This is a genomic window from Pseudomonas sp. MPB23, assembly GCF_046605395.1.
Lineage (GTDB): Bacteria > Pseudomonadota > Gammaproteobacteria > Pseudomonadales > Pseudomonadaceae > Aquipseudomonas.
On the sequence record NZ_CP176771.1, the window covers coordinates 3,488,362 to 3,500,167 of the forward strand.

The 11,806-nt window shown below is 62.7% G+C and carries 12 protein-coding genes; 11 read left to right on the forward strand and 1 reads right to left on the reverse strand.

Annotated elements, in window-relative coordinates; translation table 11 throughout:
* The first annotated feature begins 219 nt into the window (after positions 1-219).
* From urtA to ACLH0J_RS16225, 11 genes are all read left to right on the forward strand, one after another.
* On the forward strand, positions 220-1,428 hold the full coding sequence (gene urtA / locus ACLH0J_RS16175; RefSeq protein WP_411388081.1) for an urea ABC transporter substrate-binding protein: 1,209 nt from the start codon (positions 220-222) through the stop codon (positions 1,426-1,428).
* A gap of 108 nt (positions 1,429-1,536) precedes the next feature.
* Complete coding sequence (gene urtB / locus ACLH0J_RS16180; RefSeq protein WP_010564283.1) at positions 1,537-2,454, forward strand: urea ABC transporter permease subunit UrtB; 918 nt, start codon at positions 1,537-1,539, stop codon at positions 2,452-2,454.
* 10 nt (positions 2,455-2,464) lie between these two features.
* The gene (gene urtC, locus ACLH0J_RS16185) at positions 2,465-3,625 is read left to right on the forward strand and encodes an urea ABC transporter permease subunit UrtC (protein ID WP_411388082.1); all 1,161 of its coding nucleotides are present in this window, start codon (positions 2,465-2,467) and stop codon (positions 3,623-3,625) included.
* Entirely contained in the window at positions 3,622-4,380 is a 759-nt protein-coding gene (gene urtD, locus ACLH0J_RS16190; RefSeq protein WP_048731454.1) for an urea ABC transporter ATP-binding protein UrtD, read from the forward strand. Before urtC ends, urtD begins: the two co-directional genes overlap by 4 nt.
* Positions 4,381-4,390: 10 nt before the next feature.
* Positions 4,391-5,080 (forward strand): urea ABC transporter ATP-binding subunit UrtE, encoded by a 690-nt coding sequence (gene urtE / locus ACLH0J_RS16195; RefSeq protein ID WP_411388083.1) that lies wholly within the window; start codon positions 4,391-4,393, stop codon positions 5,078-5,080.
* 229 nt (positions 5,081-5,309) lie between these two features.
* Positions 5,310-6,539: a formamidase gene (gene fmdA, locus ACLH0J_RS16200; RefSeq protein WP_411388084.1), complete on the forward strand. Its 1,230-nt coding sequence runs from the start codon at positions 5,310-5,312 to the stop codon at positions 6,537-6,539.
* Positions 6,540-6,541: 2 nt separating this feature from the next.
* On the forward strand, positions 6,542-6,889 hold the full coding sequence (locus ACLH0J_RS16205) for an FmdB family zinc ribbon protein (RefSeq protein ID WP_411388085.1): 348 nt from the start codon (positions 6,542-6,544) through the stop codon (positions 6,887-6,889).
* 15 nt (positions 6,890-6,904) lie between these two features.
* The gene (locus tag ACLH0J_RS16210; protein ID WP_411388086.1) at positions 6,905-7,948 is read left to right on the forward strand and encodes an aliphatic amidase; all 1,044 of its coding nucleotides are present in this window, start codon (positions 6,905-6,907) and stop codon (positions 7,946-7,948) included.
* Positions 7,949-7,951: 3 nt separating this feature from the next.
* Positions 7,952-8,911, forward strand: a complete 960-nt coding sequence (locus tag ACLH0J_RS16215; protein ID WP_411388087.1) for an AAA family ATPase — start codon at positions 7,952-7,954, stop codon at positions 8,909-8,911.
* Positions 8,912-8,981: 70 nt separating this feature from the next.
* Positions 8,982-10,337 carry an MATE family efflux transporter gene (locus ACLH0J_RS16220; RefSeq protein WP_411388088.1) on the forward strand — a complete coding sequence of 452 codons (1,356 nt, stop codon included), beginning with the start codon at positions 8,982-8,984 and terminating at the stop codon, positions 10,335-10,337.
* A gap of 40 nt (positions 10,338-10,377) precedes the next feature.
* Positions 10,378-11,550: an MFS transporter gene (locus ACLH0J_RS16225; protein WP_411388089.1), complete on the forward strand. Its 1,173-nt coding sequence runs from the start codon at positions 10,378-10,380 to the stop codon at positions 11,548-11,550.
* Here the strand turns inward: ACLH0J_RS16225 and ACLH0J_RS16230 are convergent.
* Positions 11,542-11,709: a hypothetical protein gene (locus tag ACLH0J_RS16230; RefSeq protein ID WP_411388090.1), complete on the reverse strand. Its 168-nt coding sequence runs from the start codon at positions 11,707-11,709 to the stop codon at positions 11,542-11,544. The two genes, ACLH0J_RS16225 and ACLH0J_RS16230, sit on opposite strands and share 9 nt — an antisense overlap.
* Positions 11,710-11,806: the final 97 nt, after the last annotated feature.

The window sequence follows — 11,806 nt, forward strand, 5'->3', positions numbered from 1 at the left end:
GGGAGTGAGCAAGTTCCATGCCCTCAAGTGCGCTGGGCGCCAAATGTGGGAGCAAGCCCCCTCCCACATTGGTCAGTGGTGGCTGGGCGAGCGCGATCCTGCCCTGCATTGGTGCGCAGCGGCATACGTCAAATGACGTATGCCGTTACGTCAGGCTGCGTATACCCGCACTGACCCGCTGCCGCCATGCTGAACCCCTCATTGCAGAGGAGTCGCCCCATGGCACAACGATTGATCCGCTCCAAACCGCTGTTGGCCCTGTCATTACTGGCGGCCGCACTGTTCAGCCAGGGCGTGCTGGCCGATAACGAAGGCCTCGCCGTCACCCCGACCGAAGTCACCGTCGGCCAGTTGCACTCGGCCACCGGCACCATGGCCATTTCCGAGACGGGTTCGATCCAGGCCGAACGCCTGGCCATCGAGCAGATCAACGCCTCGGGCGGGATTCTGGGACGGCAGATCAAGGTGATCCAGGAAGACGGCGCGTCCGACTGGCCGACCTTCGCCGAAAAGGCCAAGAAACTGCTGGTCAACGACAAGGTCGCCGCCGTGTTCGGCTGCTGGACCTCGGCCTCGCGTAAAGCCGTGCTGCCGATCTTCGAGAAAGAAAACGGCCTGCTCTACTACCCGACCTTCTATGAAGGCCTGGAACAGTCGAAAAACGTGATCTACACCGGCCAGGAAGCCACCCAGCAAATCCTCGCCAGCCTCGACTGGATCGCCAAGACCAAGGGCGCGAAAACCTTCTACCTGGTCGGCTCCGACTACATCTGGCCGCGCACCTCGATGAAGATCGCGCGCAAGCACATCGAGAACGTGCTGCACGGCACCGTGGTCGGCGAAGACTACTACCCACTGGGCAACACCCAGTTCGGTTCGCTGATCAACAAGGTCAAGCTGAAAAAACCTGATGTGGTCTTCGCCGCAGTAGTGGGCGGTTCCAACGTGGCGTTCTACAAACAACTCAACGCGGCGGGCGTGAACGCGTCCAAGCAGACCCTGCTGACTCTGTCGGTGACCGAAGACGAATTGCTCGGCATCGGCGGCGAAAACATGGCCGGCTTCTATGCCTCGATGAAGTACTTCCAGAGCCTGGACAACCCGAACAACAAAGCTTTCGTCGAAGCCTTCAAGGCCAAGTACGGCAAGGACGCGGTGATCGGCGACGTAACCCAGGCCGCCTACCTCGGCCCATGGCTGTGGAAAGCCGCGGTGGAGAAGGCCGGCAGTTTCGACGTGGATAAAGTCGTCGCCGCCTCCCCTGGCATCGAGCTGAAAACCGCGCCGGAAGGCTACGTGAAGATCCACGAGAACCATCACCTGTGGAGCAAGTCGCGCATCGGTGAAGTGCTGCCTAACGGTCAGTTCAAGGTGATCTACGAGTCGGACCTGATCGAACCGAACCCGTTTCCAAAGGGTTACCAATAAGCTTCAAGCACACCGATTCAAATGTGGGAGGGGGCTTGCCCCCTCCCACATAGAGCAAAAGCACATCGCATTCCAACTATCACCTCCCGCTCTCAGGAGACCATCATCATGGAATGGCTATCGGAATTTGGAGCCATCGCGGCGATGCAGGGGTTCAACGGCTTGTCCGTGTTCTGTGTGCTGCTGCTGATGGCATTGGGGTTGGCGATCATCTTTGGCCAGATGGGCGTGATCAACATGGCCCACGGCGAGTTCCTGACCATCGGCGCCTACACCACCTACGTGTGTTCCAGCCTCACCGCGCACTTTGCGCCAAGCTTCCAACCCTATTACTTCTTCTTTGCCATCGCCCTGTCATTCCTTGTCGCCGGCGCCGTCGGCTGGCTGGTGGAGTGGGCGATGATCAGCCGCTTGTACAAGCGCCCGCTGGACACCTTGCTCGCCACCTGGGGCCTGTCCCTGGTAATGCAGCAGACCTTCCGCTCAGTGTTCGGCGCCCGCGAAGTCAGCGCCGAGCCACCGGCCTGGCTGATGGGTTCGGTGAACTTCACCGACGCCATCGAGATCCCGCGCAACGGCCTGTTCATGATGGCCCTGACCGTGCTGCTGACGGCGGCGATCTTCCTGATGCTCTATCGCTCGCGCTGGGGCCTGCAGGTGCGTGCCACCGTGCAGAACCGCCTGATGAGCCGCGCGGTGGGCATCAATACGCGCAAGGTCGACCGCATGACCTTCGCCCTCGGCTGCGGCGTGGCCGGCGTGGCGGGTGCGGCCTTCACCACCATCGGCTCCACCGGGCCGACGGCGGGTTCGCAGTACATCGTCGACACCTTCCTGGTGGTGGTGTTCGGCGGTGCGCAAAGCCTGTTCGGCACCATTGCCTCGGCGTTCGTGATCGCCCAGACCCAATCGCTGTCGGAGTTTTTCCTCAGCGGCTCGATGGCCAAGGTACTGACCTTGTCCTCGGTGATTCTGATCCTGATGCTGCGCCCGCAAGGGTTGTTTTCCATCAAAGTGCGCAAGTAGAGGCGAGCAGATGAAGGCTTTAGACAAGCTGCTGGGCGGCCAGCAAAACCTGATCGGTATCGTGCTGCTGGCGCTGCTGATTCTCGTAGTGTTCCCCCTGACGTTGGATGCGTTCCGGCTGAACATGGTCGGCAAGTACCTGACCTACGCGTTCGTCGCCGTGGGCCTGGTGTTGTGCTGGGGCTATGGCGGCATTCTCAGCCTGGGGCAGGGCGTGTTCTTTGGCGTCGGCGGCTACTGCATGGCGATGTTCCTCAAGCTGGAAGCATCCGATCCGGAAAGCACCAAGATCCAGTCCACGCCGGGCATCCCGGATTTCATGGACTGGAACCAGATCACCGAGTTGCCGCTGTTGTGGCAACCGTTCCACAGCTTCAGCTTCACCCTGGTGGCGGTGATCGCGGTGCCGGTGCTGCTCGCGTTCATCATCGGCATGGCGCTGTTCAAGCGGCGCGTGGGCGATGTGTATTTCTCCATCGTGACCCAGGCGATTGCGCTGATCCTCACCGTGCTGATCGTCGGCCAGCAAGGCCTGACCGGCGGCGTCAACGGCATCACCGACCTCAAGACCCTGCTCGGCTGGGACCTGCGCACCGACAGCGCGAAGCTGATTCTGTACTTCATCAACGCCGGCTTGCTGTTCGGCTGCATCTTCATCGGGCGCTTCATCCTCGCCTCCAAGCTCGGCCGGCTGTTGATGGCCATGCGCGACAAGGAAGAGCGCGTGCGGTTCTCTGGGTATGACGTGGCCAGCTTCAAGATCTTCGTGTTCTGCGTGGCGGCGGCGTTTTCGGCGATTGGCGGGGCGATGTTCGCCTTGCAGGTGGGCTTTATGTCACCGTCGTTCGTGGGCATCGTGCCGTCGATCGAGATGGTGATCTTCGCGGCGGTGGGCGGGCGCATGTCGCTGCTCGGCGCGGTGTATGGCGCGCTGCTGGTGAACTACGGCAAGACCTACTTTTCCGAATCCTTTCCCGAGCTGTGGCTGTACCTGATGGGCGGGCTGTTCATCGCCGTGGTCATGTACTTCCCCAATGGCCTGGCCGGCTTGTGGGACAGCCATGGGCGCCAGGCATTGGCGCGGCTGCTGCGCCGTCAGCCGCCGGTGAAAGCCGTGGCACCGCTGGTCAAGCCCAAGACTGAAAGCAAAATCCTGGAGACCCAGCCATGACCGCCGTCGGCTTTGAAATGAAAAAACCGGTGCTGGCCATCGAAGGCCTCACCGTGTCCTTCGACGGCTTCAAGGCCGTCGACAACCTCAACCTGTATATCGACCGCAACGAAGTGCGCGTGGTGATCGGCCCCAACGGCGCCGGCAAGACCACAGTGCTCGACCTGATCTGCGGCAAGACCCGCGCCACCAGCGGCAGCATCCAGTTCGACGGCCAGGAACTGACCAAGATGCGCGAGTACAACATCGTGCGCGCCGGTGTCGGGCGCAAGTTCCAGAACCCGTCGATCTACGAGAACCTCACGGTGTTCGAGAACCTCGAGATGTCCTATCCGGCCGGGCGCAAGGTCTGGGGTGCGCTGTTTTTCAAGCGCAGCGCCCAGGTGATCGCGCGGGTAGAGGAAGTCGCCCGGGAGATCTTCCTCGGCGATTTGCTGCAACAACAGGCCGACCTGCTGTCCCACGGGCAAAAGCAGTGGCTGGAGATCGGCATGTTGTTGATGCAGGACCCCGAGCTGCTGATGCTCGACGAACCGGTGGCCGGCATGAGCGTCAACGAACGCGCGCAAACCGCCGAGCTGCTCAACCGCATCAGCCAGGGCCGTTCGGTACTGGTGATCGAACACGACATGGAATTCGTCAAAAGCATCGCCCACAAGGTCACGGTGCTGCACCAGGGCAAGGTGCTCGCCGAGGGCAGCATGGAGTCGGTGCAAAGCAACCCTAAAGTCATCGAAGTGTATTTGGGCCACTGAGGAAGCAGGCATGTTCAAGATCGACCAGTTGTCCTGCGGCTACGGGCAGAGCCAGATCCTCCACGACCTGGACCTGAACGTGGCCAAGCGTGAGATCGTCGCGGTGATGGGCCGCAATGGCATGGGCAAGACCACCTTGTTCAAGAGCCTGATGGGCATCCTGCCGCAGTGGAAAGGCCAGGTGAGCGTGGACGGGCAGGATGTGTCGGCGCTGGAAACCCATGAGCGGGTGGAACGCGGGATCGCCTATGTGCCCCAGGGACGCATGATTTTCCCGAGCATGAGCGTGCTGGAAAACATCCAGACCGGCCTGCCGGCCTCGGCACGGGGCAAGGTGCCGGAGGATTTGTACGCGCTGTTCCCGGTGCTCTACGACATGCAATCGCGCAAGGGCGGCAACCTGTCGGGCGGGCAGCAACAGCAACTGGCGATAGCCCGGGCGCTGGCGACCAACCCCAAGGTGCTGCTGCTGGATGAACCGACGGAAGGCATCCAGCCATCGATCATCAAGGACATCGCGCGCACGCTGAAGGAGATTCGCAACCTGCGGGATTTGACCATCGTGGTGTCCGAGCAGGTGCTGTCGTTCACCCTGGACATCGCCGACCGGTTTTTGGTGATCGAAAAGGGCCGCTTCGTCATCGAAGAGACCCGGGACCGGGTGGATGAGGCAACCATCAGCCGCTACCTGTCCGTCTAAACAACGCCGCCAATCCAACCTTGAAATGCAATCAATTGTGGGAGGGGGCTTGCTCCCGATAGCGCTGTGTCAGCCATGAATTTATTGACTGACACACCGCTATCGGGAGCAAGCCCCCTCCCACATGTTCAGGTGCTTTTGTTTATACGTCATCCAACGTATTTCCCGTTTTACCCCGCTCCACGAGACTGGTTTCAACGCACCACGCCATCCGTCCAGGAGCCAGTCCATGACCGAAACGCTGATCAAAGTCGACCTCAACCAACCCGTCACCGAAAACGAGCAGATCCACAACCGTTGGCACCCGGATATCCCGATGGCCTGCTGGGTCAAGCCGGGCGATGACTTCATCCTCGAAACCTACGACTGGACCGCCGGCGCGATCAAGAACAACGACGACGCCAGCGACGTGCGCGATGTGGACCTGTCCACCGTGCATTACCTGTCCGGTCCGGTAGGTGTACACGGCGCCGAGCCGGGCGATTTGCTGGTGGTGGACCTGCTCGATATCGGCGCCAAGGCCGACTCCCAGTGGGGCTTCAACGGCTTTTTCTCGCGGCAGAACGGCGGGGGCTTCCTCACTGACCACTTCCCCAGCGCGCAAAAAGCCATCTGGGACTTCAAGGGCATGTTCACCCGCTCGCGGCACATCCCGGGGGTGAACTTCGCCGGCCTGATCCACCCCGGCCTGATCGGCTGCCTGCCGGACCCGGTGATGCTCGCCGACTGGAACCGCCGCGAACAGGAACTGATCGACACCAACCCCACCCGCGTACCGCCGCTGGCCAACGCCCCGCTGGCCGCCACCGCGCACATGGGCAAACTCAAGGGCCAGGCCCGCGACGATGCCGCCGCTACCGGCGCGCGCACCGTGCCGCCGCGTGAGCATGGCGGTAACTGCGACATCAAGGATTTGTCCCGTGGCTCGAAGATCTTCTTCCCGGTCTACGTCAACGGCGCCGGGCTGTCGGTGGGCGACTTGCACTTCAGCCAGGGCGACGGCGAAATCACCTTTTGCGGCGCCATCGAAATGGCCGGCTGGGTGCACATGAAGGTCGAGCTGATCAAGGGCGGCATGGCCAAGTACGGGATCAAGAACCCGGTGTTCAAACCGAGCCCGATCACGCCGAACTACAAGAACTACCTGATCTTCGAAGGCATCTCGGTGGACGAGCAGGGCCAGCAGCACTATCTGGACGTCAACATCGCCTACCGTCAGGCCTGCCTGAATGCGATCAACTACCTGACCAAGTTCGGTTACTCGCCGGCCCAGGGTTATGCGCTGCTCGGCTCGGCGCCGGTGCAAGGGCATATCAGCGGCGTGGTGGATATCCCGAATGCCTGCGCGACCTTGTGGCTGCCTACGGAAATCTTCGAGTTCGACATCAACCCCAACGCCAACGGCCCCACCAAGTTCCTCGACGGCAGCATCGACCTGCCCATCGCACCGGATCTGTAGCCATGCCGACCTACGAATACGCCTGCGAGGCGTGCGGCACGTTCACGATGTTGCGGCCGATCGCCCAGCGCAACGAACCCAGCCAGTGCCCCTACTGCGCAGGGCCGGGAGGGCCGTTGCAGGTATCGGCCCCGGCCTTGCAGTTGCTGTCGGCCAACCAGCGCAAGGCCATCGCCGGCAACGAGCGCAGCGCCAACGCGCCGCAAACGGTCGGCGAGTACCAGGAAAACCGTCGCCATCCGGCCGGTTGCAGTTGCTGCGGCACCAGCAAAAAGGTGCTGCCGAGCAAGGCCAACCCGCTGGGCCTCAAGACCAAGACCGGTCCACGTCCGTGGATGATCAGTCACTAGACCAGGAGCGTTGCAATGCGTCATGGCGATATTTCCAGCAGCCCGGACACCGTCGGTGTCGCGGTGGTGAACTACAAGATGCCGCGCCTGCACAGCAAGGCCGAGGTCATCGACAACGCGAAGAAGATCGCCGAGATCATGGTCGGCATGAAGCAGGGCCTGCCCGGCATGGACCTGGTGGTGTTCCCGGAATACAGCACCATGGGCATCATGTACGACCACGACGAGATGATGGCCACCGCCGCAAGCATCCCCGGCGAAGAGACCGCGATCTTTTCCGCCGCGTGTCGCCAGGCCAACACCTGGGGCGTGTTTTCCCTGACCGGGGAGCGTCACGAAGAGCATCCCCACAAGGCGCCCTACAACACCCTGGTGCTGATCAACAACCTCGGCGAGATCGTGCAGCGCTATCGCAAGTGCATCCCCTGGTGCCCCATCGAAGGCTGGTACCCCGGTGATCGCACTTACGTGTGCGACGGCCCCAAGGGCATGAAGATCAGCCTGATCATCTGCGACGACGGCAACTACCCGGAGATCTGGCGCGATTGCGCGATGAAGGGCGCGGAGCTGATTGTGCGCTGCCAGGGCTACATGTACCCGGCCAAGGAGCAACAGGTGTTGATGTCCAAGAGCATGGCCTGGGCCAATAACTGTTACGTGGCCGTGGCCAACGCGGCGGGTTTTGACGGGGTGTATTCGTACTTCGGTCACTCGGCGATCATCGGCTTCGATGGGCGCACCTTGGGCGAGTGTGGCGAGGAGGAAATGGGCATCCAGTACGCCCAACTGTCGGTGTCGCAGATTCGCGATGCACGGGCCAACGACCAGTCGCAGAACCACCTGTTCAAGCTGCTGCACCGCGGCTACACCGGCATGCACGCCTCGGGCGACGGCGACAAGGGCGTGGCCGACTGTCCGTTCGAGTTCTACCGCACCTGGGTGCTGGATGCGCAAAAAGCCCAGGAAAACGTGGAGAAAATCACCCGCAGTACCGTGGGCGTCGCCGAATGCCCGGTGGGACAACTGCCCCATGGCGGCCACGAAAAAACCGCGGGGTAGGGCATGCGTTTTACCTTTGAACCGGCGCAGGTGATGGCGTTGCTGCGCAGTCGCATCGTCGGCCAGGAGGCGGCGCTGGCCCAGGTGGAAGGTTTGCTCAAGGTGGTCAAGGCCGATATCGGCGAGCGTGACCGGCCCTTGAGCGTCAACCTGTTCATGGGCCCGACCGGTGTCGGCAAGACTGAAATCGTGCGCCTGCTGGCCCAGGCGCTGCACGGTCGCGCCGACGGTTTTTGCCGCATCGACATGCACACCCTGGCCCAGGAGCATTACGCCGCTGCGCTCACCGGTGCGCCGCCTGGCTACGTGGGTAGCAAGGAGGGCATCAGCCTGTTCGACAGCGAGTTGATCCAGGGCACCTACAGCCGGCCGGGGATCGTGCTGTTCGATGAGCTGGAAAAAGCCAGCCAGGAAGTGGTGCGCAGCCTGCTGGGCATCCTCGAAAACGGCCAACTGACCCTGGCCGGCGGCACGCGCACCCTGGACTTTCGCAACAGCCTGATCTTCATGACCAGCAACATCGGCGCGCACCAGGCGCGTCGCCATCGCCAGCGCTTTGCCCAGGGCTGGCGGCGCTTGCTGCGCGGTTTTGTGCGGGACGAGGCGGCGGTGCTGGAAGACGCCTTACACGGGCATTTCGAGCCGGAGTTTCTCAACCGTATCGACCGCATCCTGATGTTCGAGCCCATTGACGCCCAGTGGTTGCAGGCGTTGCTGGACGTCGAGTTGAGCAAGCTCAATCAGCGTTTGGCGGCGCGGCAGCGGTCTTTGGAGGTGGACGCGCAGGCGCGGGCGTGGCTGTGCCGTCACCACGATGCGCGGTTTGGCGCGCGGGCCTTGGGGCGGCGTCTGCGGGTCGAGTTGGAGCCGGCGATTGCCGAGTGCGTCTTGCAGAGCGATGCGCCACGTCTGCTGGCGACGGTCCGGGGCGCTGACCTGGTTGTCGAAGCCTTGGGCGGTTAAAGCACGGGAAGATAGGATCCAATTACGGTATAACCCTCGGACGCGTTTAGTCTTCGAGGCCCCGTTTTTCATGCACAGCCCTTTGCAACGTCCCCTGTGGCAGGTCTACCTGATCTTTCTCGCACCGATGGTGCTGTCCAACTTTCTGCAAGGTTTTTCCGGCACCCTCAACGGCATCTATATCGGGCAAATGCTCGGTACCCAGGCGCTGGCAGCGGTGTCGGGCATGTTCCCCATCGTGTTTTTCTTCATCGCCCTGGTGATCGGCCTGGGGGCGGGCGCTTCGGTGTTGATCGGCCAGGCCTGGGGCGCCCGCGAAACCGCGATGGTCAAGGCGATTACCGGCGCGACCCTGACCCTCGGTGCGCTGGTGGGGTTGATCGCGGCCGTGCTGGGCAGCCTGTTTGCGCGCCCGGCGTTGCAGGTCCTGGGGACGCCGCTGGATGTGCTCGAAGAGGCGGTGGGTTATGCGCAGATGATGATGTTGATCATGCCGCTGCTGCTGGTGTTCATCCTGTACACCCAGTTGCTGCGTGGGGTCAGTGACACGGTTTCGCCGCTGCTGGCGCTGATAGTCTCCACGCTGGTCGGCCTGCTGCTGACCCCGGCGCTGATTCGCGGCTGGATCGGCCTGCCGCCCATGGGCATCCAGAGTGCGGTGTATGCAGGGCTGGTGGGGAACGCCGCGGCGATGCTGTTTCTGATCCTGCGCTTGCGCCATAAACAGCATGTGATGGCGCCGGACCGGGAACTGCTGGCGGCCTTGCGCCTGGATCGCGCGATCTTGGCCAAGGTCCTGCGCATCGGACTGCCTACCGGTTTACAGATGGTGGTGCTGTCGCTGTCGGAATTGGTCATCCTCGCCCTGGTCAACAGCCACGGCTCCCAGGCCACGGCGGCCTATGGTGCGGTGACGCAGATCGTCAACTACGTGCAGTTCCCGGCGCTGTCGATTGCCATCACCGCGTCGATCCTCGGGGCCCAGGCGATTGGTGCCGGGCATCTGGAGCGCATCGGGCCGATCCTGCGCACTGGCCTGTTGATCAATCTGTGCCTGACCGGTGCGCTGATCCTGCTCGGTTATGCCTCATCCCACTGGCTGCTGGGCCTGTTCATCACCGACGACGCCGCGCGGGTAAATGCCGAGCACCTGCTGCACATCATGCTTTGGAGCATCCTGGTGTTCGGTTTCCAGGCGGTGTTCGGCGGGATCATGCGCGCCAGCGGCGTGGTGCTGATGCCGGTGTTCATTTCGATCTTTTGTGTGCTGTGCGTCGAGTTGCCGATGGCGTACCTGTTCAATGCCCACTTCGGCCTGGAAGGTGTCTGGATGGCCTTTCCGGTGACGTACCTGGCGATGCTCGGCTTGCAGGTCGCGTATTACCGGCTGGTGTGGCGGCATAAACAGATCACGCGGTTGGTGTGATAAAAGGATGCGCACTTTAGGCACGCAAGGCAGTTAAGTCATGGCGAACCCCTACGCCGCGTTGTTCCAGGTGCCTGGCGCCCGGGCTTTTGTATTGGCAGGCATGCTCGCGCGTATGCCGGTGTCGATGACCGGTATCGGCTTGATCACCATGCTCTCGCAGGTGCATGGCGGCTATGGCCTGGCCGGTTCGGTGGCGGCGGTGTTCGCCCTGGCCACGGCGTTTTGCGCGCCCCAGGTGTCACGCTGGGTGGACCGCTACAGCCAGGGCCGGGTGCTGCCGATTGCCGCGCTGATCGGCGGCGGGGCGTTGCTGCTGTTATTGCTGTGCACCCGTTTGCAGGCGCCGAGTTGGACGTTGTTCCTGTTCGCCGCCCTGGCCGGGTGCATGCCGAACATGTCGGCCATGGTGCGCGCACGCTGGACCGAGTTGCTGCGTGGCCAGCCCAGGCTGCAAACCGCCTTTGCCCTCGAATCGGTGCTCGATGAAGTGTGCTTTATCATCGGCCCGCCGATCTCGGTGGGCTTGAGCGTGGTGCTGTTTCCGGAGGCCGGGCCGTTGGTCGCCGCGTTGTTGCTGGCGGTGGGCGTCACCACCTTCGTGCTGCAACGCGACACCGAACCGCCGGTGCACGAACACCACGATCACCACGGCCGCTGGCTGATCGCCTCGCCCTCGGTGCTGATCCTGATGATTCTGCTGCTGGCCATGGGCGTGATCGTCGGCGTGGTCGACGTGGTCAGCGTGGCCTTCGCCCAGCACCAGGGCCAGCCGGCGGCGGCGAGCATCGTGCTCTCGGTCTACGCCATCGGCTCGTGCCTGGCGGGGTTGGCGTTCGGCACGCTCAAACTCACGGCGCCGTTGCCCCGGCAGTTCCTGTGCTGCGGGGTCGCCACGGCGCTGACCACCTTGCCGTTGCTGCTGGTCACCAACATCCCCGGACTGGCCGTGGCGATCTTCATTTCCGGGCTGTTCTTCGCCCCGACCCTGATCGTGTCCATGGGCCTGGTGGAGCGCATCGTCCCGCCCAGCCGCCTGACCGAAGGCATGACCTGGCTGATCACCGGCCTGAGCATCGGCGTGGCCATCGGCGCCGCCAGCTCCGGCTGGATGATCGACCACTTCGGCGCCACCAGCGGGTTCTGGATGGCGCTGGCGGCGGGGGCCGTGGTGATGGGGTCGGCGGTGTTGGGGTATCGGCGATTAGGGTGATGGATGAGCGGTGTACTCACCGCTGAGGAGGTCATCCACCGCCTGGCGAAAGGCGGCCTCCAGTTCCTCTTCGGTTTGCCCTTCATAACTGACCAGTGGGTCGACGACCTGGCGCCGTTTAACCTGGGCCCGAAGCGCTTTAAGAAATATCAGTTGCATACGGGTTTCGTGTAGGGCATTGCCCGGCAACCCGCATTCCTCGCAGTCAACAGCCTCCCAACCCCCCCCCGCTAATTTTTCCCTCTCCGGTTCGTTT

What these genes read in the sequence shown, in the direction of transcription:
- urtA (WP_411388081.1), top strand. Translation starts at nt 220, where the DNA reads ATGGCACAACGATTGATCCGCTCCAAACCGCTGTTGGCCCTGTCATTA.
- urtB (WP_010564283.1), top strand. Translation starts at nt 1,537, where the DNA reads ATGGAATGGCTATCGGAATTTGGAGCCATCGCGGCGATGCAGGGGTTC.
- urtC (WP_411388082.1), top strand. Translation starts at nt 2,465, where the DNA reads ATGAAGGCTTTAGACAAGCTGCTGGGCGGCCAGCAAAACCTGATCGGT.
- urtD (WP_048731454.1), top strand. Translation starts at nt 3,622, where the DNA reads ATGACCGCCGTCGGCTTTGAAATGAAAAAACCGGTGCTGGCCATCGAA.
- urtE (WP_411388083.1), top strand. Translation starts at nt 4,391, where the DNA reads ATGTTCAAGATCGACCAGTTGTCCTGCGGCTACGGGCAGAGCCAGATC.
- fmdA (WP_411388084.1), top strand. Translation starts at nt 5,310, where the DNA reads ATGACCGAAACGCTGATCAAAGTCGACCTCAACCAACCCGTCACCGAA.
- ACLH0J_RS16205 (WP_411388085.1), top strand. Translation starts at nt 6,542, where the DNA reads ATGCCGACCTACGAATACGCCTGCGAGGCGTGCGGCACGTTCACGATG.
- ACLH0J_RS16210 (WP_411388086.1), top strand. Translation starts at nt 6,905, where the DNA reads ATGCGTCATGGCGATATTTCCAGCAGCCCGGACACCGTCGGTGTCGCG.
- ACLH0J_RS16215 (WP_411388087.1), top strand. Translation starts at nt 7,952, where the DNA reads ATGCGTTTTACCTTTGAACCGGCGCAGGTGATGGCGTTGCTGCGCAGT.
- ACLH0J_RS16220 (WP_411388088.1), top strand. Translation starts at nt 8,982, where the DNA reads ATGCACAGCCCTTTGCAACGTCCCCTGTGGCAGGTCTACCTGATCTTT.
- ACLH0J_RS16225 (WP_411388089.1), top strand. Translation starts at nt 10,378, where the DNA reads ATGGCGAACCCCTACGCCGCGTTGTTCCAGGTGCCTGGCGCCCGGGCT.
- ACLH0J_RS16230 (WP_411388090.1), bottom strand. Translation starts at nt 11,709, where the DNA reads ATGCAACTGATATTTCTTAAAGCGCTTCGGGCCCAGGTTAAACGGCGC.